The sequence below is a fragment of the Phyllobacterium calauticae genome, assembly GCF_019991125.1.
Lineage (GTDB): Bacteria > Pseudomonadota > Alphaproteobacteria > Rhizobiales > Rhizobiaceae > Phyllobacterium > Phyllobacterium calauticae.
The window spans coordinates 168,794-189,057 of record NZ_JAGENB010000001.1 but is presented as its reverse complement, the minus strand read 5'-3'; the positions used below and the strand labels follow the sequence as shown (position 1 = coordinate 189,057).

Annotated in this window: 21 protein-coding genes; 4 read left to right on the top strand and 17 right to left on the bottom strand. The window is 60.1% G+C overall.

Features of this window, described 5'->3' with window-relative positions; all coding sequences use genetic code 11:
* Positions 1–81: 81 nt before the first annotated feature.
* Positions 82–348, top strand: a complete 267-nt coding sequence (locus J1W56_RS01145) for an SEL1-like repeat protein (protein WP_223611350.1) — start codon at positions 82–84, stop codon at positions 346–348.
* A gap of 175 nt (positions 349–523) precedes the next feature.
* On the opposite strand, the gene J1W56_RS01140 is transcribed toward J1W56_RS01145, so the two are convergent.
* Positions 524–1,384 (bottom strand): LysR family transcriptional regulator, encoded by an 861-nt coding sequence (locus J1W56_RS01140; RefSeq protein ID WP_223611349.1) that lies wholly within the window; start codon positions 1,382–1,384, stop codon positions 524–526.
* Between the two features lie 131 nt (positions 1,385–1,515).
* A complete protein-coding gene (locus J1W56_RS01135; RefSeq protein ID WP_223611348.1) occupies positions 1,516–1,704 on the bottom strand; it encodes a hypothetical protein in 189 nt (62 codons plus the stop codon).
* Between the two features lie 497 nt (positions 1,705–2,201).
* On the opposite strand from J1W56_RS01135, the gene J1W56_RS01130 reads away from it, so the two are divergent.
* Positions 2,202–2,447 (top strand): hypothetical protein, encoded by a 246-nt coding sequence (locus tag J1W56_RS01130; protein WP_223611347.1) that lies wholly within the window; start codon positions 2,202–2,204, stop codon positions 2,445–2,447.
* Between the two features lie 80 nt (positions 2,448–2,527).
* Here the strand turns inward: J1W56_RS01130 and J1W56_RS01125 are convergent, their stop codons facing one another.
* From J1W56_RS01125 to J1W56_RS01095, 7 genes are all read right to left on the bottom strand, one after another.
* Entirely contained in the window at positions 2,528–3,055 is a 528-nt protein-coding gene (locus J1W56_RS01125) for a Dps family protein (protein ID WP_223611346.1), read from the bottom strand.
* Between the two features lie 194 nt (positions 3,056–3,249).
* Positions 3,250–5,259: an acetyl-CoA carboxylase biotin carboxylase subunit gene (locus J1W56_RS01120; RefSeq protein ID WP_223612366.1), complete on the bottom strand. Its 2,010-nt coding sequence runs from the start codon at positions 5,257–5,259 to the stop codon at positions 3,250–3,252.
* 20 nt (positions 5,260–5,279) lie between these two features.
* Positions 5,280–6,887, bottom strand: a complete 1,608-nt coding sequence (locus J1W56_RS01115; protein ID WP_223611345.1) for a carboxyl transferase domain-containing protein — start codon at positions 6,885–6,887, stop codon at positions 5,280–5,282.
* A gap of 8 nt (positions 6,888–6,895) precedes the next feature.
* The gene (locus J1W56_RS01110; RefSeq protein ID WP_223611344.1) at positions 6,896–7,279 is read right to left on the bottom strand and encodes a type II toxin-antitoxin system VapC family toxin; all 384 of its coding nucleotides are present in this window, start codon (positions 7,277–7,279) and stop codon (positions 6,896–6,898) included.
* Positions 7,276–7,665 carry an AbrB/MazE/SpoVT family DNA-binding domain-containing protein gene (locus J1W56_RS01105; protein WP_223611343.1) on the bottom strand — a complete coding sequence of 130 codons (390 nt, stop codon included), beginning with the start codon at positions 7,663–7,665 and terminating at the stop codon, positions 7,276–7,278. Before J1W56_RS01105 ends, J1W56_RS01110 begins: the two co-directional genes overlap by 4 nt.
* A 98-nt stretch (positions 7,666–7,763) precedes the next feature.
* Positions 7,764–8,927, bottom strand: coding sequence for an isovaleryl-CoA dehydrogenase (locus J1W56_RS01100; RefSeq protein WP_105735995.1), 1,164 nt, complete (start codon positions 8,925–8,927; stop codon positions 7,764–7,766).
* 1 nt (position 8,928) lies between these two features.
* On the bottom strand, positions 8,929–9,549 hold the full coding sequence (locus tag J1W56_RS01095; protein WP_223611342.1) for a TetR/AcrR family transcriptional regulator: 621 nt from the start codon (positions 9,547–9,549) through the stop codon (positions 8,929–8,931).
* A gap of 213 nt (positions 9,550–9,762) precedes the next feature.
* On the opposite strand from J1W56_RS01095, the gene J1W56_RS01090 reads away from it, so the two are divergent.
* Entirely contained in the window at positions 9,763–10,218 is a 456-nt protein-coding gene (locus J1W56_RS01090; RefSeq protein ID WP_223611341.1) for a hypothetical protein, read from the top strand.
* Positions 10,219–10,266: 48 nt separating this feature from the next.
* On the opposite strand, the gene J1W56_RS01085 is transcribed toward J1W56_RS01090, so the two are convergent.
* From J1W56_RS01085 to J1W56_RS01050, 8 genes are all read right to left on the bottom strand, one after another.
* Positions 10,267–10,683, bottom strand: coding sequence for a DUF423 domain-containing protein (locus tag J1W56_RS01085; protein WP_223611340.1), 417 nt, complete (start codon positions 10,681–10,683; stop codon positions 10,267–10,269).
* A gap of 73 nt (positions 10,684–10,756) precedes the next feature.
* On the bottom strand, positions 10,757–11,857 hold the full coding sequence (locus tag J1W56_RS01080; RefSeq protein ID WP_223611339.1) for a pyridoxal phosphate-dependent aminotransferase: 1,101 nt from the start codon (positions 11,855–11,857) through the stop codon (positions 10,757–10,759).
* 49 nt (positions 11,858–11,906) lie between these two features.
* Positions 11,907–12,764 (bottom strand): protein-methionine-sulfoxide reductase heme-binding subunit MsrQ, encoded by an 858-nt coding sequence (locus J1W56_RS01075; protein ID WP_223611338.1) that lies wholly within the window; start codon positions 12,762–12,764, stop codon positions 11,907–11,909.
* 110 nt (positions 12,765–12,874) lie between these two features.
* Complete coding sequence (locus J1W56_RS01070; RefSeq protein ID WP_223611337.1) at positions 12,875–13,522, bottom strand: VOC family protein; 648 nt, start codon at positions 13,520–13,522, stop codon at positions 12,875–12,877.
* A 181-nt stretch (positions 13,523–13,703) separates the two neighbouring features.
* Positions 13,704–14,003, bottom strand: coding sequence for a hypothetical protein (locus tag J1W56_RS01065; RefSeq protein ID WP_223611336.1), 300 nt, complete (start codon positions 14,001–14,003; stop codon positions 13,704–13,706).
* A gap of 112 nt (positions 14,004–14,115) precedes the next feature.
* Positions 14,116–14,373, bottom strand: a complete 258-nt coding sequence (locus tag J1W56_RS01060) for a hypothetical protein (RefSeq protein ID WP_223611335.1) — start codon at positions 14,371–14,373, stop codon at positions 14,116–14,118.
* A gap of 636 nt (positions 14,374–15,009) precedes the next feature.
* Positions 15,010–18,231, bottom strand: a complete 3,222-nt coding sequence (locus tag J1W56_RS01055) for an efflux RND transporter permease subunit (protein ID WP_223611334.1) — start codon at positions 18,229–18,231, stop codon at positions 15,010–15,012.
* A 38-nt stretch (positions 18,232–18,269) separates the two neighbouring features.
* Positions 18,270–19,490, bottom strand: a complete 1,221-nt coding sequence (locus tag J1W56_RS01050) for an efflux RND transporter periplasmic adaptor subunit (RefSeq protein WP_223611333.1) — start codon at positions 19,488–19,490, stop codon at positions 18,270–18,272.
* 168 nt (positions 19,491–19,658) lie between these two features.
* Here J1W56_RS01050 and J1W56_RS01045 point away from each other — a divergent pair, with 168 nt between their 5' ends.
* Positions 19,659–20,240 (top strand): TetR/AcrR family transcriptional regulator, encoded by a 582-nt coding sequence (locus J1W56_RS01045; protein ID WP_223611332.1) that lies wholly within the window; start codon positions 19,659–19,661, stop codon positions 20,238–20,240.
* The last annotated feature ends 24 nt before the right edge of the window (positions 20,241–20,264 follow it).

The following is a 20,264-nucleotide window of genomic DNA, read 5'->3' as shown; positions in this document are numbered from 1 at the left end:
AAAGAGCACGCCAAAACAAACAAATCAGGCGGTTCTCAGAAGTCTAACAGGGCTTATCGGTTTAAACAGGGACTCGGTAAAATGGCACGCTTTGATCTTCAGAATATCGATGCCGGACATGTCGGCGGCACCGCAGAAACGGACATCCTCTTTGAAATGGGCATCATGTATGCCACGGGCCGTGACTGTGCCGTTGATCATGTCGCCGCGCATAAATGGTTCAACATTGCGGCAATCAAAGGCAGCGACCGGGCTGCGGAACTGCGCGCCGAACTGGTGAAAACCATGTCCAAGGCCGATCTGGCGACGGCTATGCGCGAAGCCCGCGAATGGATGACCACGCACTGAACTGCAGATGCTTGGTGCGTGGTTCGACAAGCTCACCATGAGGGAGATGAGTGGTCTGCAAAGCCAATCGGAAACATTGCAGGATAGAGCGCCTGCAATCCTCACTCTTCCTCATGGTGAGCTTGTCGAACCACGCATGAGCGCTCAAGCCACAGCGGCACGAGACAACAATGGCTCAGCCCATCGGCTGGAACGCATCGCGGATCACCTTGGCCATCCCGTCAATCGCGGGGCTCATCATCCGCGGATTGCGCCGCAGCACGACATTTGATGAATCAATGACCGGAAATCCCTCTGCTTCCGTCAGTTCACGGCAGCCCGGCGGAATATTGCTGCGCGCGAGCGGGGCGATGGCAAGGCCAGAAACCGCTGCTATTTTCAAGCCTCCGCCCGTATCGCAGCTATAGGCCACGCGATAATCGATCCTGTTGCGTTCCAGCGATCCCATGGCGAATTTCCTGCACCAATCCGAGCGCTCGTAGATCGCGATGGGAACGGGCGTTATTTCATGCACGCAATGCACCTCCGAGGTGACCCAGACGGTCGGGTCGACAAACAGAACCTCGCCGGTTGCCGGCGGCTCCCAGTTGAATATGACGGCAAGATCAAGCTCGTCCGCATCTAGTGCGGCCAGCTGCTGCGCCGAATATCCGCATTTGACCGTTACCTCCACCTGCGGATGCTGGCTGGCAAAGGCGGCGAGGGCGCGCGGCAGGATCGTGTAGCCATATTCTTCGGGAAGGCCGATCCGCACGGGGCCGCCAAGCGGCTTGGCCCGGATCGTCGCCATGGTTTCATCCAGCAGCGCGACGATGCGCTGCGCGTTGACGAGCAGTGCTTCGCCCTGCGCGGTCAGCGCAACGCCGCGCGAGCCGCGGGCAAAAACGCTTTCTCCCAGAACCTCCTCAAGCCGCTTGATCTGGACGCTCACGGCCGATTGCGTGCGCCCGATCCTTTCCGCCGCGCGGGTGACATTGCCGGCCGTTGCCACGGCCAGGAACGTGCGGAGCAGATCGCTGTCGAGCGGCGGGTTCATGGTGTTTCCTGCAATTAAAATTTCGAATGACAGGCATAATTTCTATTCGTTTGATGTATGTCAATGCTTGCGTCAAGCATGGTGACTATTCGCCATTCGAGACCAGCTCCATGTCTGTTTTCTGCTTGTTTTCAAATCTTTGGAAGGGTTTGCGGATCGCTGATCGCGAGGCTCGCCAACTCGCGGTACTGTCGCGCAAGCCGGGTGAACATTTGCTGCGCGATGCCGGTCTCACGCGCCAGGACGTAGCCGGGATCGCCTGCTGTTATCGCCTGAAGCGGCTGCAGGTACTCCTGCGGCACTCGAACCAGCCGTGCCATTGATACGGCTGCCGGTTCGACGCTGAACACTCTTCTTCGGCAATTCCACATTATTGACGCAATCAGGACGAGATTATTGCTGTGATTGCAACCTGGCCGTTAGACTGTATCGCGGTGAGGGGGCATTGTTGTCATGGGAGCGTCGCGGCAACCCGGCAGGTCTGAGTTACCGGCCTGATTTCAGGGGGCGGCTGCACATTCGGGAGAATCTGGAGGAAGATGCTTTGAATTGTCACAGTAATGCAAATATTTTCTTCTAAACGATGTGTAGTATAAAGTTTTAATTCAGATATATCTTTATCATATTAGAATTGATTTTGTAACAATGCTCATTTTTTATGTTGTTTTGTCTTTTTGTTATGAATTTCTGTGATGGGCTATGATTAAACCTATCATTAGAATTATGATAGTTAATTCGATTTAATGTGGTTTTTTAGTGAGACTTTCGCAACTCTTAGGGGTTGCGAACACCGGGATATCAGCTAAGTAAACAGTTTATGGAATTTTTGATTCTTAAAGAAGATGGGGAAGTTATGCAGGACGAGCTTGGGGCATTATTATCAAGGTTGAGCCATGCTCAAAAAGAGTTGATAATTTTGACTGCAAAGACCAATGCTTTTCCTGACAATAATACCTTGAAAAGGATAGCCACACTGGCGTTGAACATTTCCGCCGTGGAAGCCCTGATTGCCGATACGCAAAACCGCGACAAACGCGCGAAAATGACCAAGGCGAACGATTAAAAGGATTGAACGGCATGAACCCCTGTTGCCGATAGAGGCGCTGTTCATGCCGTTCTGTCGATAAAACCGTTTTCAGCACATCAGACGCTGGCAGGACCGGTGCGGGTTGCTTCGAACAGGAACCAGTGGCGGCGCTCGGATTCATCGATGTAATTCTCGATGATGCTCGTGGTGGCACTGTCATGGTATTCGCTGCAAAGCTCATGCACCTGCCGCAGATAGCTGATAAAGCTCTTCGTGTCGTCGCGCAGTTCGGCCAGCATGTCCTCAGGCGTCACGAAATTGGCGTCGTTGTCGAGCAGGCGCTGCTGGGCGGAAATCTGCCCGATGGAGCGCAATGTTGTGCCGCCGATCTTGCGCACGCGCTCCGCCAGAACGTCGGTCATGTCAAAAATCTGGGCGCCCTGTTCATCCAGCATCAGGTGATAATCGCGAAAATGCGGCCCGCTCATATGCCAATGGAAGTTTTTCGTTTTCATGTAGAGCGCGAAGGTATCGGCGAGCAGCGCGTTGACGGCGGCTGCGATGTCGCGGGTCGCGTCCGCGCCGAGATCGGTGGGCGTTGCGGTGGGCGCGCGTTTGATCGTCTGCAATGATTTGGTAGCCATGGGTCGATCTCCTCTGCTGTGAATGGGAAATTCTTACGACTTGAGTAGGCAAGTGGTGCTAGTGGTCCGATTCTGGCATTTGCATCCCTTCGATACATTCGCATGCCGCGCGTCATGTCAAATGGGATGCGAATGTCAAATTCGTTCCACTCGTCACAGATATACGACTAGCACGACTGTTTGTCATTTCTGCTTCAAATCTTGGTCAACGCGGCGACTTCCGCCTCTTCGAAGCGCACAAGGGCCGTCTTCTCCTTGACTTGAGCCCCTTCGTTGACGATCTCGGCAATTTTTCCGTCATGCGGAGCGGTGATGGAATGTTCCATCTTCATGGCCTCCAGCACCAGGAGAACCTGCCCCTTCCTGACGAGATCGCCGGCAGAGACCCGGACGGATTTCACCAGACCCGGCATCGGCGCGGTCAACCGGTCACCCGCACCTCCGGCCTCGTCGGCCTGCTGCAGGGGATCCGGCACGGCAAAAATTGCCACCACGCCCCTGGCGATGACCGCGATGCCTTGCGGTATTGCCGCGGTCTTCGCCCGCAGGTTGATGCCCTTGCCGGTGATGTGCCAGCCGCTGCCATCGCGCCGCACCCGCAGGTCAAGGGTGGCGTCGGCTACAGCGACCTCGAAGCGATCGTCATCCAGAACCGTAATGCCATGGCGGAGCGTATGGCCGGGCTCGCCCAGCGTAACCGGGTATTGCGGCGGCGCCAGATGGCTGTAGCCGCGCAGTGCCGTCCAGGGATCGTCGGAGGTGACCTTTGTCAGAAGGCCGCTGGCATAGAGCACGGCCAGCTCCTTTGCGCCCGCCGGCATGGCCACGGGAACAACCAGACTGTGAAGATCCCGGTCGATCAGGCCGGTATCGACATCACCGGCGGCAAAACCCGGATGCCGCGCCAATGCGGCGAGAAATGCCGCATTGGTGACCGTTCCGGCAATCTCCGTGTTCAGAAGGGCGTCTTCCATGGCTTGCAGCGCGGTCGCGCGATCTTTGGCGTGAACGACGATCTTGGCAATCATCGGGTCGTAATAGGGGGAAATGGTGTCGCCCGGGCGCACGCCGGTCTCAATCCGCACCGTGCCTTCCCTGACGGCAGCGGGAAAGGCGAGGTGATGCAACGTGCCGATGGCTGGCAGAAAGCCCTTGGCCGGGTCTTCCGCATAAAGCCGCGCTTCCACGGCATGGCCATTCAGCGGGATTTGCGCCTGCGTCAGCGGCAGGGGTTCGCCCGCCGCCACGCGCAGCTGCCATTCCACCAGGTCAAGCCCGGTGATCATTTCGGTCACGGGATGCTCGACCTGCAGGCGCGTGTTCATTTCCATGAACCAGAAGCCGTCCGGCCGCAGGCCCTGGCTGGCATCGACGATGAATTCGATCGTGCCCGCGCCGGAATAATGGATGGCCTTGGCCGCCTTCACGGCGGCGTCGGTCATCGCCGCGCGCATCTCCGGCGTGATGTCGGGAGCAGGGGCTTCCTCGATCACCTTCTGGTGGCGGCGCTGCAGCGAACAGTCGCGTTCATAGAGATGCACGGCATTGCCGTGATTGTCGCCGAACACCTGCACCTCGATATGGCGCGGCTTGGAGACGTATTTTTCCACCAGCACCCGGTCATCGCCGAAAGCGCTCTTGGCTTCGCGCCGGGCGCTGCCCAGCGCTTCGGCGAAATCATCGGGGCTGTCGACCTTGCGCATGCCCTTGCCGCCACCGCCGGCGCGTGCCTTGATCAGCACGGGATAGCCGATCTCGCGCGCCTTGGAGGCGAGCACGACCAGTTCCTGTGCTTCACCGTGATAGCCGGGAACGACAGGCACGCCCGCCTTTTCCATCAGCCGCTTGGCGGCGTCCTTCAGGCCCATGGCGCGGATGGAATCGGCCGAGGGGCCGATGAACACCAGTCCGGCCTTGACCACGGCATCGACAAAGCCGGGGTTTTCCGACAGGAAGCCGTAGCCGGGATGAATGGCTTCGGCGCCCGTATCGATGGCCGCCTGAATGATGCGGTCGGCGCGCAGATAGCTTTCCGATACGGAGGAGCCGCCGATATGCACGGCCTCGTCGGCCATTGCCACATGCAGCGCATCGGCATCGGCGTCGGAATAGACGGCAACGGTACCGATACCCATCTTCTGCGCCGTGCGGATGACCCGGCAGGCAATTTCACCGCGATTGGCAATGAGGATTCTGGAGAACATTTTTGTCATGGTTTTTCTCCTTACATCCTGAAGATACCGAATGTGGTATCCTCCACGGGTGCATTCAGGGCTGCGGAAAGTGAAAGGGCGAGAACCTCGCGGGTTTTGGCCGGGTCGATGATGCCGTCGTCCCACAGGCGCGCCGAGGAATAGAGCGGGTGGCCCTCGCGCTCGTATTTTTCCAGGATCGGCGCGCGGAAGGCTGCCTCGTCGGCCGCGGGCCAGTCACCGCCCTTGCGTTCGATCCCCTCGCGCTTGACCAGCGCCAGCACCGTTGCCGCCTGTTCGCCGCCCATGACGGAAATGCGGGCATTGGGCCACATCCACAGGAAGCGCGGCGAGAAGGCGCGGCCGCACATGCCGTAATTGCCCGCGCCGAACGATCCGCCGATGATCATCGTCACCTTGGGTACGCGCGCCGTGGCAACCGCCGTCACCAGCTTGGCGCCATCCTTGGCGATGCCGCCCGCTTCATAGGAACGGCCCACCATGAAGCCGGTGATGTTCTGCAGGAAGACCAGGGGAATGCCGCGCTGGGTGCACAGCTCGATGAAGTGCGTGCCCTTCAGCGCGCTTTCGGAAAACAGCACGCCATTGTTGGCGATGATGCCGACCGGCATGCCGTAGAGATGGGCAAAGCCGGTGATGAGGCTGGTGCCGTAATTCTGCTTGAACTCGTCGAATTCGGAACCGTCGACCACGCGGGCGATGACTTCGCGCACGTCGTAGGGCTGGCGCAGGTCCGTGGGCACGATGCCGTAGAGTTCATGCGGATCGTAAAGGGGCGGACTCACTTTGCGAAGGTCGAGCCCTATCACCTTCTTTCGATTCAGGTTTCCGACGATGCGCCGGGCGATGGCAAGGGCATGGGCATCGTCCATGGCATAGTGATCGGCAACGCCGGACTCGCGCGTGTGCACCTCGGCGCCGCCAAGGTCTTCCGCCGTCACGTCCTCGCCGGTCGCGGCCTTCACCAGTGGCGGGCCTGCGAGAAAGATGGTCGCCTGGCCTTTGACCATGATGGTTTCTTCCGACATGGCCGGCACATAGGCACCGCCCGCCGTACAGGAGCCCATGACCACCGCGATCTGCGGAATACCCGCCGCTGACATGTTCGCCTGATTGTAGAAGATGCGGCCGAAGTGCTCGCGATCCGGAAAAACCTCGTCCTGGTTCGGCAGGTTCGCACCACCGGAATCAACGAGATAGATGCAGGGGAGGTTGTTCTGCATCGCGATTTCCTGCGCGCGCAGATGCTTCTTCACGGTCAGCGGATAATAGGTGCCGCCCTTGACCGTGGCGTCGTTGACGACAATCATCACCTCCTTGCCGGACACGCGCCCGATACCGGCGATCAGCCCCGCCGATGCGATATTGTCGCCATACATGTCCCAGGCGGCAAACTGGCCGATTTCCAGAAAGGGCGAACCGGGATCAAGCAACTGTACCAGCCGGTCGCGCGGCAGCAGCTTGTTGCGCGCGGTGTGGCGCTTGCGTGCTTCGTCGGTCCCGCCCTTGCTCACCAGCGCAGCCTTGGCCTTGATGTCATCGACAAGGGCGCGCATGCGCTCCGTATTGGCGGCAAAGGTTTCGGATGTGGTGGTGATCTGGGACTGAAGTATGCTCATGTATTCTCCTATCGGATCACTTCGATGTGGCAGCCGACATCAAGGTCGGCCCAGGCGCGGTCGGTGGTAATGGCAGTGGCGCCTTCCCGTATGGCAAGAGCAAGGCAGGCGCGGTCGCCGAGAGAAAGACCCTTGTGACGGGTTGCGGGGCGCAGCAAGGCGGCGGTCAGTGCGAGATCCTTGTCGAAATCAACATACCGGACGCTGTGTCCGGTCATCAGTGCATCGGGAACGGCAAGGGAAAGGCCCTTGTCGGCGCAGGCGGCCATGATCTCGGCCAGGTTGACGGTCGTGCAGAGCGCGCCGGAAAGGCAGGCCTGCGCACGGTCTGCCCCCGGCTCCTGCAGAAGAACCGCCAGCACCGCCGAGGCATCAAGGACCACCGTGGTCATTTCTTGTGTGCCTTGGCGATTTCCGCAGCTTCGCGCGCCAGCCTGTCAAACCGCGCATCGGAAGCGCGTTGTTCGGCCAGTCTGTCCGCAATGAATTCGTCCACCAGACTGACGCCCGGCCTTTTGAGCTTTTCGGCGCTCTCCCAGATCTTTTTCAGCGTCGCGCTCTGGGAGGCAACCTGAAGATAACCGTCGACCATGCGCAGGGCGACGGTGTCGCCCGGCTTCACGTTCATGAGCTTGCGCATCTCGGCCGGGATAACCAAGCGGCCGCCATCACCTATCGTAGCAGTCACAGCCCAGGAAAACGGTGCCGACGTGGCGTCGGTATCGTGGTCAAACGCTTGCGATTCCTCACGGAAACCTTCATTCTTCTTGCGTGCCATTGTTGAAGACCTCTTTGAGAACAATGGAAGAAACCTGCCATCATTCATAAAACATGGCAATTCTACCAAAGAATGACATAAAATAGAATTCATGCCATTCAGGCGCTCTCCCCGAACATTTCGCGCCCGATCAGCATGCGGCGGATTTCGCTGGTGCCTGCGCCGATTTCATAGAGCTTGGCGTCGCGCAACAGGCGTCCCGTCGGGTAATCATTGATGTAGCCGTTGCCGCCCAGCGCCTGGATGGCCTCCAGAGCGCACCATGTGGCCTTTTCCGCCGCATAGAGAATGCAGCCGGCGGCATCCTTGCGCGTGGTCTCGCCGCGGTCGCAGGCGGCAGCCACCGCGTAGACATAGGCACGCGAGGCGTTCATCGTCGTGTACATATCGGCAAGCTTGCCCTGCATCAGCTGGAATTCGCCGATCGGCTGGCCGAACTGCTTGCGCTCATGCACATAGGGCACCACCACGTCGAGGCAGGCGGCCATGATGCCGAGCGGACCGCCGGCAAGCACGACCCGTTCATAGTCGAGGCCGGACATGAGGATGCGCACGCCCTTGCCCTCTTCGCCGAGCACGTTCTCGAACGGGATCTCGCAATCTTCGAACACCAGTTCGCAGGTGTTGGAGCCGCGCATGCCGAGCTTGTCGAGCTTTTGCGCCGTGCTGAACCCCTTGACGCCTTTCTCAACGAGAAACGCCGTCATGCCGCGCGACCCGGCGGCGGGATCGGTCTTGGCGTAGACCACCAGCGTATCGGCATCGGGACCATTGGTGATCCACATCTTGTTGCCGTTCAGCACATAGCGGTCATTCTTCTTGTCGGCGCGCAGCTTCATCGACACGACGTCGGAGCCCGCGCCCGGCTCGGACATGGCGAGTGAGCCCACATGCTCGCCCGAACACAGCTTTGGCAGATATTTCGCCTTCTGCGCGTCCGTACCCCAGCGGTTGATCTGGTTGACGCAGAGGTTGGAGTGCGCGCCGTAGGACAGGCCGACGGACGCCGATGCCCGGGAAATCTCTTCCACGGCAATGGCATGGGCGAGATAGCCGAGGCCCGAGCCGCCGAAATCCGGGTTTGCCGTCATGCCGAGCAGGCCGAGCGCGCCCATTTCCTGCCAGAGATGCATGGGGAACTGGTTGGACCGGTCCGTTTCGGCGGCAAGCGGTGCGATGCGTTCCTGCGCGAACCGGTGCACCGTCTCGCGCAGCGCTTCGAGATCATCTGAAAGTCCAAATCGCAGACCTGACTGATACATGCTACTCTCCCATGTCCTTTGTCGTGACATTCTTGGCGCCCACAAGGCGCAATCCCATAGTGACGTATTTTTCCGCAATCTGCGTGACAGTAAGCCTGTCGTCCGGGCGAAACCAGACATTCACGCCGGTGGTCATCGCAATGATGGCCCGGGTCGTCAGCGGAATGTCGTCGATATCGAATTGACCGGATGCGCTGCCCGCCTCGAGGATCAGCCGCAGCTCGTTCTCGTAGACCGCCCGCAATTCCACCAGAATGGCCAGCTTGTCACCCTGCAGGCTGCGCAGTTCCATATTGGCAATGTGCACATCGTCCCGGCGCTCCACGTGATAGCGGATGTGAAAGCGGATGAAGGCGGCAAGCCGTTCGAGCGGCGTGGTCAGGGTCTGGCTCTCGGTCCGCCAGGCCGCCAGCAGCCGGTCCATGTGGTCGCGCATCACCGCGAACAGCAGCTCCTGCTTGGTCGGGTGATAGCGGTAGAGGGCCGCCGCCTGAACACCGACCTTTTCCGCCAGCTGGCGCATCGACATGGCCTCGTAGCCGACCTTGGCAATCAGCCGCCTTGCCGCGACATGAATCGCTGCCTGGGTCTTTTCGCCGTCTGAGCCAATTGTTCTCGCCATAGGATATTAATAAAACGAACGTTCAATTCATTCAAGAGGGAATTTCAACTCTCGATATTGGTTTCCACAACTGGGAGACGAAGGCTCTCAGACGAAGTGATAAGAGGCGTCCGATGGTGCCGCAGCGCAAAATCGGGTAGATTCAGTTTATTGCCAGTCTTCAATATGCCTTTGATTGAATAGCGTTTTTCATAAGACTGAGAGTTGAAAAGCATGGTTGGTCGAGAATTCAAACATCTGTTGCCTGCGCTGGCCGCTGCAATTGTTCTGCTGGCAGGGGGTGTGCCGGCGCAGGCCGTTTCAATGAAGGAGTGCAGTGCCAAGTACAAAGCTGCGCAAGCGGCAGGCAGCACAACGGGCTGGAACGAATTCCGCAAGCAGGAATGCGCAAAAGCGGCGTCTGCGGCGGCGGAAACTGCGTCACCGGAGGCAAAACCGGAGATTGCGCCAAAGGCCGCCCCGACGGCCGGGGTGCCGAAATCACTCGTGTTTCCGGGCGCCGTTTCCAGCAAATTTGCGGCGGAGAAACCGGCCAAGGCGCGCATGCACACCTGTCTGGAGCACTATCACATCAACAAGGACAACAATACGCTGGGGGGCATGCGCTGGATCGAGAAAGGCGGTGGTTACTACAAGCTGTGCAACAACAAGCTGAAGGGAATAAGCTGATCTCATCGTCCCGGCTGCAGGGCGTGATGCCTCTTTGTATCGTGGCAGCTATTTCCTGAAATCGAATGTGCGGAAGGCTGTGGCGGCAACGAGCAGCCAGCCGAGAATGAGCAGTGTACCGCCGGCGGGTGCGGCGCCGGGGAACAGGCGGTCACCGGTGATATCGCGGGAGGCGAGATCGCCGATGAACAGGAGGAGGCCGAGCAGCAGCGCGAGGCCGCCGCCATAGGCCGCGCGGCTGATTTTCGCCAGCACCGCGAGGGCGAGGAAAGCCGGGGCGTGGATGAACAGGATGGGCGCAATGGTTGCCATATGCGGACTGGCGCTGTGCGCGGCGGCTGCATAGGCGGCGATACCAGCGGCGCCGATCAGGCCGCCGAGGCCGGCGAATGTCCGGTTGAGGTCGTGCCGGTGCGGGGTGCCGCTGTTGGTATCACGAAGGTGGGTGTCGCCATTCAATGCCATGTTCGGTTCCAGTCTATGTCGGTGCAGCTGTGGTCTGCTTTCCCGGTCTGCTTTTCAGATCTATTTCCCAGATCTATTTCAATGCGGCCAGCGTCTCGGCGAGCTTTTCCTCGAACAGGTCCAGTTCCTCGTCCAGTCCGACACTGACACGAATGCAGCGGTCAAGCACGGGGGCCATGGGCTTGCGGGCGAAAATGTCGCGCTCGATGAGACCACTCAGCACGCTGGCGGCATAGGTGCCGTCGCGCCCGCAGTCGATGGTGACGAAATTGGTGGCGGAAGGGATGGCGGCAAGGCCGTTCCTGGCGGCGATCGCTGCGATACGGTCGCGCCCGGCTATGATCCGCGCCACCACCGCATTGAGATAGGGTTGGTCGGCAAGGGCAGCCAGCGCAGCGATCTGCACCATGCGGTTCATACCGAAATGGTTGCGGATCTTGTCGAAGGCGGTGATCTGGCTTTCCGCGCCAATGGCATAGCCGCACCGCATGCCGGCCAGGCCATAGGCCTTGGAAAAAGTGCGCATGCGCAGCACGTTGGGCCGCGAGACGTCGATGGCCGGCAGGGCGGAGGCCGGGGCGGTCTCGCCATAGGCTTCGTCGAGGATCAGCAGAGTGGTTTCGGGCAGGGCGGCGATGAAGGCTTCGATCGCCGCTGCCTCGTGCCATGTCCCCATGGGATTGTCGGGATTGGAGAAATAGACCAGCGGCGCCTTTTCGCGGACGACAGCGTCCAACAGGGCATCGAGGTCTTCCCGGTCATTTCGGTAGGGGACAGTGACAACCCGCCCGCCGAACCCGGCCACATGAAAGTTGAAGGTGGGATAGGCGCCGAGCGAGGTGACAACCGGTGTTCCCTCGCGCACATATTGGCGAACGGTCAGCCCCAGCAGGGTGTCGACACCTTCGCCGACCACGATATTGCGCGGCGTGACGGCGAGATGCGCGGCGAGCGCCGCCTTCAGGTCGAAATTCTCCGGGTCGCAATATTTCCACACCTCCGGCGCGGCGTCGCGCATGGCTGCGATCACCGATGGCGCCGGTCCAAACCCGTTCTCATTGGCGCCAAGCCGGGCGCGAAACGGCCGGTTGCGTTGGCGTTCCAGTGTTTCCGGTCCGACGAAGGGCACGGTGGAGGGGAGCGATTCAATCAGGGGGGTAAGCTGCGGTTCCATGGCCACAGCGATAGCATTTTTTCCGGCGGTGAAAAGCAAAACCTGTCTCTTATTTCGGTGTAACAGGATTGAGTTTGCGGCCTTGCCGGTTGACCGCCGGCTTTATGCCAACCCACAGGGCCGGAACCAGCGCCGCCGCCAGGATCCACCACATCGGGCGGATCGAATAGGCGAAGGAGAGGTTGGCCAGCAGCACCCGCATCGGCGGAATTCGGGTGGCGAGCGCGAACCAGGCATATTCGGCAAGGGCGGTTCCCAGCGCCGCCAGCACGGCAATGGCAAGCAGCGTCCACGGCGAAGACAGGGCAAAGCCGCGCGCATGGGCAAAGCGGTAGAGCAGCAGCGCGATGAGAAAACCCGCCATCAGCGTCGCCTGCGTGACATCCGCCTTGGACTGCATGAAAAAGTGCAGGACGCCGAGCGCCGCCAGCGGATAGGCCAGCATGTGCAGCCGGTTCCAGTTCCTGCCCATGCGCCGGATCATGCCATCGGTGGAGGTCACGCCGAGCGCAACCAGGCCAAGCAATGCGGTGAAGCCGATCAGCAGATAGATGCGCAGCCAGATCTCGCTGGCCACCCGCAGCAGATTGCCGTTCTGGTCGGCGATATAGAGCGAGAAGTGCAGGGCGGCATAGGCGAGGGCGGTGAGGCCGAGAATGCGCCGGATCAGGATAAGCCTGTTCCAGCGGGTGATGTTGCGCAGCGGCGTTATGGCAAGCGAGATCAGGAAGAAGCGGATCGCCCAGTCACCGGTCTGGTGAATGGCTTCCGTGATCGGCCGCGGCCCGAGAATATTGACCTTGTAGCCCGTGGTGATGAACACCAGAGGGACAAAGGCAGCAATGAGGGCTGCGATTTTGATGGCCGACGGCTTTCCTGCCCGGTCATTCCATGGAAACTTGATCACGCCGCTGTTTTCCCTGATCACATGGCTCCTTACATCCACAGGAATCCGGCAGTGACAAGACAACAAGCCGTGAAAATTGCCAGGATGTCCGGGGCGCGCAATCCGGCCGCTCAGTCAGCCGGGCCGGCAAACAGAATGAGATTGCCGTCCGGATCGAGCACGATGAAGTTTCTCGCCCCCCACGGCTCCTTCTTCAGCGTCTGGTGAAGGGACACACCCGCCGCCTGGAAGTCGAGGAAAAGCTGCTTGATCTCAGCCGCACTGTCGACGGCGATGGCGGCGGAAAGCAGATGCTCCCGGCTGCGGATATCGCCGGCAAAGACAGGCTCGCAGACCAGCCGCAAGGCAAGCTTGGCCCGGTCGCGGATGAGTTGTCCGTAGAAGGGCGGCTCTCCATAGAGGAAATCAACGGCAAAGCCGAGTTTGCCGGTGTAGAAGTCGCATGATCGCTGGATATCGGCGACGAAAAGCTGGGCAGCAATGGAACTGAGGACGGCGCGCGGCGCGGGTTGATGGATGGGGGTGCTCATGGTCGGGGCTCCTGATAGGAGCGCCTGCCACCCCTCGAAACCGCGCTGGCGTGCCACAAGTTCCTGCGCATCGCTGAGCCTGAACGGCGCATCCAGCACGTCCTTGTCATCGAGATGCCGGAACCGCGGCAGGGCGGCCCGGATTTCGGCGGCAACGGGATGGTACCGTTCACGATGCCAGCGCAGATACTGCTTGGCTTGCTTCCTGAGGTTTTCGAGGTTCGGCATTGGCGCATCTGTTGTCATTTGACGCAGGCGGGCATTGCCCTTTCGACCGCACGTCGATGCGCCCTACGCAGCCCGGCAATAGTCGTGCGAACCAACGGTCTTTGTCAAGACGGGCCCGCAACAGCAAAAAATCCGCCGACGGGTCACCGGCAGATGTACGGGAGGCAATGGCAGGGATAGGTCAGGGGCGCTGGGTCGCCAGCCAGCGGTCGGCGCTGGCCCGGCCGAAAACCCGGGCGCGGCGATTATATTCCGCGGTCAGCTGCCGCCGGCTTTCTTCGCGCGCATAGGTCCGTTTGGCCGGCCGGTTCTTCCGGACGCGCGCGGACATGGCATCCTGTTCAGGGCGAACGCGTGTGGCTTGCGCATTGGCACCGGGAGCATTGACACTGGGGGCAGCGGCATTCGGCATACCTTGCGCCTGGCTTTCAGCAGCAAAAAGTCCCGCAGCCACCGCTACGGCAAAAAACAGGCTTCGCATCAATATTATCCTTCTTGATTCGTCTGTGTTTTGACGGGTGCCAAAAGAGTTCACGACCTTTTCGTGAAGTTTCAAAACCCGTCAAGGGACAGCGCTGTCCCCTGTTTATAACTTACCAGCGGTAATGGCGGCCCCCATAGATAATCAGGGGCGGAGAATTGAATCGCATGTCATCGAATTGAGCCCGGCTTGTAGCACGGCGGTCCAGTTCAAGGTCGAGCAGGCAGCGGGCAAAGGCGTCGGTGCCCCGCTTGAAACCGTAGGACGAACAGGTCCGGCCATCGATGGCGCGCCGTTCCTCCGGGGTGATGGTCTGGCATCCGGCAACGAACAGAATGAGAAGCAACACCGAACAGGTTGCACGTTTCATTGGGCTCTCCATGCCGCCGTTCTCCTGCGCGAGACGGCGACCAAATCAGTTCAACAGGCCGAGATTATCACAGAGCATCCGCTCGTGTTATCCCAATTGATCGATTGGATGGAGGAATTGCCGGAGAGGCAAAAATGTCCTGGAAAGTAAAGTCCGGTCAGACGATGAGGACGCCGGCAAGCATCACGATAATGATCATTCCTGCCAGCAGGGGCAGGATCGACATGCTGGCTTCCGCCGGTTTGGGTTTCAATACCAATTTGGCAAAGTCAGCAGCACGGTTGCCGCGATTTCTGTGACCACAAGGAACAAGACCAGAGGGAAGAATCCGTCGCTGATCTTTCTGTTGTCATTGGCTGGTGCAACGCTTGTCAAAGTCTGCTCCTGATTTAAACGACCTCCGCGGAACGCGAAACCCGGTCATGCTCGTCAGTGCCGATAGTCGGCTTGGTCACGCAACTGTAACAGCTTGAAACTTTTTGTCACCCCAAAAAGCACGTTCAGGCCCCAAACGTCTTTGTGAACGGCCCGTCCGGTGGGCCTTTTGCCTGTCAATGCCGAAGAAAACAATGTGGTTTCAGTGACTTGATTCGCGCGGTGCACAGGCGGAAAAACCTGCGCACCGCGCGTGTTTTTTTACTCGGCCGGAGCCGGGGCGGGATGAACCGTGGCCGAATTGTGGCTTGATTCGCCGTCGAAGTGGCTTCCCTGACTCGCATGCTTGAGCGGCCGGTTGCCGGTCATGGCGCGAACGAGCACGTAGAAGACCGGTGTCATGAACAGGCCGAACAGCGTCACGCCGATCATGCCGGAGAACACGGCCACGCCCATGGCGCTGCGCATTTCCGAACCGGCGCCCGTCGAGGTGACGAGCGGAACCACGCCCATGATGAAGGCAAGCGAGGTCATCAGGATCGGGCGCAGCCGCAGGCGGCTGGCTTCGATTACCGCCTTGAACGGCGTTGATCCGGCGAACTCCAGTTCCCGCGCAAACTCCACGATCAGGATGGCATTCTTGGCGGAGAGACCCACCAGCACGATCAGCCCGATCTGCGTGAAGACGTTGTTGTCACCGGCGGTCAGCCAGACGCCGAAGAGGGCGGCGAGCAAACCGAGCGGAACGATCATGATGATCGACAGCGGCAGGGACAGGCTTTCGTACTGGGCCGACAGCACCAGGAACACCAGCAGGATCGACAGCGGGAAGATCAGGTAGGCGGAATTGCCGGCGATGATCTCCTGATAGGTAAGCTCCGTCCATTCATAGCCGATGCCGGCCGGGAAGGTCTCGGCGGCGATGCGTTCGACGGCAGCACGCGCCTGTCCGGAAGAGAAGCCCGGCGCCGCGTTGCCGTTCACATCGGCCGCGAGGAAGCCGTTGTAACGCATGGCGCGGTCGGGTCCGGCACTCGACTGCACCTTGAGCAGGGCCGACAGCGGGATCATTTCACCCGAACCCGAGCGGACCTTCAGGTCGCCAATGTCTTCAGCCTTCGCCCGGAAGCCGGAATCGGCCTGCATGCGGACCGAATAGGTGCGCCCGAACTTGTTGAAGTCGTTGACGTAGACGGAGCCGAGATAGATCTGCAGCGTGTTGAAGATTTCCGGCAGCGAGACGTTGAGCTGGCGTGCCTTGGCACGGTCCACATCGGCGTAAAGCTGCGGAACGTTGATCTGATAGCTGGAGAACAGGCCGATGAGTTCCGGAGCGGCGGCAGCCTTGGCAAGGAACGCCTTGGTGGCATCGTCCAGTGCCTGATAGCCCAGGCCGTTGCGGTCCTCGATCTGGAACTTGAAGCCGCCGATGGCGCCGAGGCCCTGCACGGGCGGCGGCGGGAAGACGGCGCTGAACGATTCCTTGATGCCGAACAACTGCATGTTCAGCGCCTTGGCAATCGCTCCGGCACTTAAGTCAGGCGTCTTGCGCTCCTCGAATGGCTTGAGCGAGACGAAGACGATACCGGCATTGGAGCTGTTGGTGAAACCGTTGATCGACAGGCCGGGGAACGCAATGGTGCTCTGCACGCCCGGAATCTTCAGGGCGATGTCACCGATGCGGCGAACGACGGCCTCCGTGCGGTCAAGCGTTGCACCATCCGGCAGCTGGGTGAAGCCGACGAGATACTGCTTGTCCTGCGGCGGCACGAACCCGCCGGGAACACTCTTGAACATGAAGGCTGTCGCACCGATCAGCAGGATATAGATGCCCATCATCACGGTCTTGCGCGAAATGACGGCGGTGACGCCCCGGCTGTAGCCGTTGGCGCCGCGTGTGAACACGGTATTGAAGCCGCGGAACAGCCAGCCCAGCGTCTTGTCCATGAACCGCGTCAACGCATCCTTCGGCTCGTCATGGCCTTTCAGAAGCAGGGCGGCGAGGGCCGGGGACAGGGTCAGCGAGTTGAAAGCGGAGATGACGGTCGAGATGGCAATGGTCAGCGCGAACTGGCGGTAGAACTGCCCGGTCAGGCCGCTGATGAAGGCAAGCGGTACGAAAACCGCCACCAGCACCAGCGCAATGGCGATGATCGGACCCGACACTTCGCGCATCGCCTGAACGGTTGCCGCGCGTGGCGCCAGACCGTTTTCGATGTTGCGTTCGACGTTTTCCACCACCACGATCGCGTCGTCCACCACGATGCCGATGGCGAGCACGAGGCCGAACAGGCTCAGCGCATTCACCGAGAAGCCGAAGAGGTGCATGACGGCGAACGTACCGATGATCGAGATCGGAACCGCAATCAGCGGGATGATCGAGGCGCGCCATGTCTGCAGGAACAGAATGACCACGAGAACGACGAGCACCACGGCTTCCAGCAGCGTGTGCACGACAGCCTCGATGGAGGCGCGGACGAACTGCGTCGTATCATAAACGATCTCGTAGCTGACGCCTTCCGGCATGGTCAGCTTCATCTCGTCCATGACGGCACGCACCTGATCGGCGATCTGGATGGCGTTGGAGCCCGGTGCCTGGAAAACGGGGATGGCGACGGCCGGCTTGTTGTCGAGCAGCGAGCGGAGCGAATACTGGGCTGCACCAAGCTCGATACGGGCGATATCGCGCAGATGCGTGATCGCGCCGTTGGCGGCGGTCTTGACGATGATCTGGCCGAATTCTTCCTCGGTCTGCAGGCGGCCCTGCGCGTTCACCGACAATTGCAGGTCAACGCCGTTGGGGCTGGGCGAGGCGCCGATGACGCCGGCGGCGGCCTGGACGTTCTGCGCGCGGATTTCATTGAGGACATCCGTCGCCGACAGGCCGAGCTCCGCCGTCTTCTGCGGATCGAGCCACACGCGCATGGAATAATCGCCCGAGCCGAACAACTGCACGTCGCCGACACCGTTGATGCGGGCGAGCCGGTCCTTGATGTTGATGAGTGCGTAGTTGCGCAGATAGGTGATGTCATAGCGGTTGTTGGGCGAAATGAGATTGACCACCAGCATCAGGTCCGGCGAGCTCTTCACCGTGGTGATGCCGAGGCTGCGCACCTCTTCCGGCAGGCGGGGTTCCGCCTGCGACACACGGTTCTGCACCAGCTGCTGCGCCTTGTCGGGGTCGGTGCCGATGGCAAAGGTCACGGTCAGGGTCATCTGGCCGTCGGTGGTTGCCTGGCTGCCCATGTAGAGCATGCCTTCGACGCCGTTGATCTGTTCCTCGATCGGCGTTGCCACAGTTTCGGCAATGACCTTCGGGTTGGCACCCGGATATTGCGCGCGCACCACGATGGATGGCGGCACGACATCCGGATATTCCGAAACCGGCATGGCCGTCAGGGCGATCAGGCCGCCAAGGAAAATCACGAAAGACAGAACGCCCGCGAAGACCGGGCGGTCGATGAAGAAATTGGAGATATTCATATCACTATCCGCCTGCCCGTTGCGGGGCTTTGCTGCGATTACTGTTGTGTCTTGGCTGGATCGGTGGCCAAGGCCTGCAAATTGTGTGCTGCAGCGCCCATGGCGACCATTTCAGGAGCGACGAGTGAACCGGGACGAATGCGCTGCAGGCCGTTGACGACGATCTTTTCGTCCGGCTGCAAGCCGCTGGTGACGATGCGCAGGCCTTCCGCCGGTGCCCCGAGCGAAATCTCGCGGTATTCCACGATGTTCTTGTCGTTGACCACCATGACGAACTTCTTGCTCTGGTCGGTGCCGACAGCCTTTTCATCGACAAGCAGTTCCTGCTTTTCGTTGGCCGTGCCCATGCGCAGCTTGGCAAACTGGCCCGGCATGAACTTGCCGTCCGCATTGTCAAACACCGCCCGTACCTTGACCGTGCCGCTGGCGACATCGACGCTGTTGTTGATCAGCTGCAGCTTGCCCTTCACGTCGCTCTGGCCGTAAACGTCCATCACGACGGGGATGCGGTCGGAGAAATCGCGGCTGTTGAGACCCTGCGGCAGGTCGGCGAGGGCCTGGGCAACAGTGTTTTCATTGGCCTCGAAGCTGGCATAGATCGGGCTGATCGAGACGATGGTGGTCAGCAGCGGCGAGCTGGGACCGGAGGCGATCAGATTGCCGGCGGTGATTTCGATGCGGCCGACGCGGCCGCTGATGGGCGCACGGATTTCCGTGTAATCGAGGTTGAGCATGGCGGTCTTGAGCCCGGCCTGTGCCGCTTCGAGATCGGCCTGTGCGCCGCTCTGCACATTGATGCGCTGGTCATAGTCGCTCTGGGACACGGTGCGCGAATCGATCAGGCGCTTGCCGCGTTCCAATTCGTTCTTGGCGAGGGACAGTTTCGATTCTGCGGCGCTGACGGCGGCCTTTGCCCGCGCGACCTCGGCTTCATAGGGAGCCGGATCGATCTTGACGAGGAGGTCGCCCTGCTTGACCAGTGCACCTTCCTTGAAGGCGATGGACTGGATGGCCCCGGCGACGCGCGAACGAAGGTCGACATGGTCGATGGCTTCGAGACGGCCGGAGAACTCGCTCCACCGGGTGATGAGTTTTGGCTGGACGACAGCGACGGAAACGGGCGTCGCCACGGGCGCGGCCTGCTTGCTGGTTTCGGCATGGCTCTTGCCAAGATCGAACAGTTGGGTCGAACCCACGGCTGCCAGCGCCACAATAAAGCCGCCGACATAGAGTGATCTTTTGTAAGTGCTGATTGACATCGTGGTCATCCTGCTTTGAAAGTTGTATCGCCATTGGGAGTGGCTAAACGAAATTGGATCGTTGACGATCGATACCGATCGGTATAAAACGAGATATAAGGCTGCGGTACGGTGGCTGTCAATTGGATTTTATACCGAGCGGTATATTTCTTCTAGGGAGTCTTGTCCATGGGACGGCCGAGGGAATTTGATGCCGATGAGGCACTGCAGACTGCGCTCGAACTTTTTTGGCGCAAGGGCTACGAGGGCACATCCATCACTGACCTGACGGACGGCATGGGTATAACCAAGCCAAGCCTTTACGGCGCTTTCGGCAACAAGGAAGAATTGTTCCGCATGGCGCTCGAGCGCTATGAACAGAATTACATGGCGTTTTTCTGGAAAGCGCTGGAGCAGCCGGACGCACGCACCGTCGCTATGGATATTCTGCACGGCTTTGCCGATGCGCAGACCTGCGACTGCAATCCCTCGGGGTGCATGGGAATCAATGCGGCCATGGGCTGCAGCGATGCCGCCGCCGCCATTCAGAAAACCATCATCGAAAAGCGCAATATGGGCCAGAAGGCGCTGGCGCGGCGTTTTGCCCGGGCGAAACGCGAGGGTGACCTGAAAACCGAGTGCGATCCGGAAGATATCGCCCGGTTTATCATGACCATATCCCAGGGTACCGCGGTACAGGCATCGAGCGGAACCGCGCGGGAAGAGCTCTACAGGCTCATTGATATCGCCATGCGCTGCTGGCCGGGCTGATCGCGGACGATTGGCATTTTCTGC

Bases quoted from the DNA above. Each gene is read 5' to 3' on its own strand.
- J1W56_RS01145 (WP_223611350.1), top strand. From the start codon at position 82: ATGGCACGCTTTGATCTTCAGAATATCGATGCCGGACATGTCGGCGGC.
- J1W56_RS01140 (WP_223611349.1), bottom strand. From the start codon at position 1,384: ATGAACCCGCCGCTCGACAGCGATCTGCTCCGCACGTTCCTGGCCGTG.
- J1W56_RS01135 (WP_223611348.1), bottom strand. From the start codon at position 1,704: ATGGCACGGCTGGTTCGAGTGCCGCAGGAGTACCTGCAGCCGCTTCAG.
- J1W56_RS01130 (WP_223611347.1), top strand. From the start codon at position 2,202: ATGGAATTTTTGATTCTTAAAGAAGATGGGGAAGTTATGCAGGACGAG.
- J1W56_RS01125 (WP_223611346.1), bottom strand. From the start codon at position 3,055: ATGGCTACCAAATCATTGCAGACGATCAAACGCGCGCCCACCGCAACG.
- J1W56_RS01120 (WP_223612366.1), bottom strand. From the start codon at position 5,259: ATGTTCTCCAGAATCCTCATTGCCAATCGCGGTGAAATTGCCTGCCGG.
- J1W56_RS01115 (WP_223611345.1), bottom strand. From the start codon at position 6,887: ATGAGCATACTTCAGTCCCAGATCACCACCACATCCGAAACCTTTGCC.
- J1W56_RS01110 (WP_223611344.1), bottom strand. From the start codon at position 7,279: ATGACCACGGTGGTCCTTGATGCCTCGGCGGTGCTGGCGGTTCTTCTG.
- J1W56_RS01105 (WP_223611343.1), bottom strand. From the start codon at position 7,665: ATGGCACGCAAGAAGAATGAAGGTTTCCGTGAGGAATCGCAAGCGTTT.
- J1W56_RS01100 (WP_105735995.1), bottom strand. From the start codon at position 8,927: ATGTATCAGTCAGGTCTGCGATTTGGACTTTCAGATGATCTCGAAGCG.
- J1W56_RS01095 (WP_223611342.1), bottom strand. From the start codon at position 9,549: ATGGCGAGAACAATTGGCTCAGACGGCGAAAAGACCCAGGCAGCGATT.
- J1W56_RS01090 (WP_223611341.1), top strand. From the start codon at position 9,763: ATGGTTGGTCGAGAATTCAAACATCTGTTGCCTGCGCTGGCCGCTGCA.
- J1W56_RS01085 (WP_223611340.1), bottom strand. From the start codon at position 10,683: ATGGCATTGAATGGCGACACCCACCTTCGTGATACCAACAGCGGCACC.
- J1W56_RS01080 (WP_223611339.1), bottom strand. From the start codon at position 11,857: ATGGAACCGCAGCTTACCCCCCTGATTGAATCGCTCCCCTCCACCGTG.
- J1W56_RS01070 (WP_223611337.1), bottom strand. From the start codon at position 13,522: ATGCCGAACCTCGAAAACCTCAGGAAGCAAGCCAAGCAGTATCTGCGC.
- J1W56_RS01065 (WP_223611336.1), bottom strand. From the start codon at position 14,003: ATGCGAAGCCTGTTTTTTGCCGTAGCGGTGGCTGCGGGACTTTTTGCT.
- J1W56_RS01060 (WP_223611335.1), bottom strand. From the start codon at position 14,373: ATGAAACGTGCAACCTGTTCGGTGTTGCTTCTCATTCTGTTCGTTGCC.
- J1W56_RS01055 (WP_223611334.1), bottom strand. From the start codon at position 18,231: ATGAATATCTCCAATTTCTTCATCGACCGCCCGGTCTTCGCGGGCGTT.
- J1W56_RS01050 (WP_223611333.1), bottom strand. From the start codon at position 19,490: ATGTCAATCAGCACTTACAAAAGATCACTCTATGTCGGCGGCTTTATT.
- J1W56_RS01045 (WP_223611332.1), top strand. From the start codon at position 19,659: ATGGGACGGCCGAGGGAATTTGATGCCGATGAGGCACTGCAGACTGCG.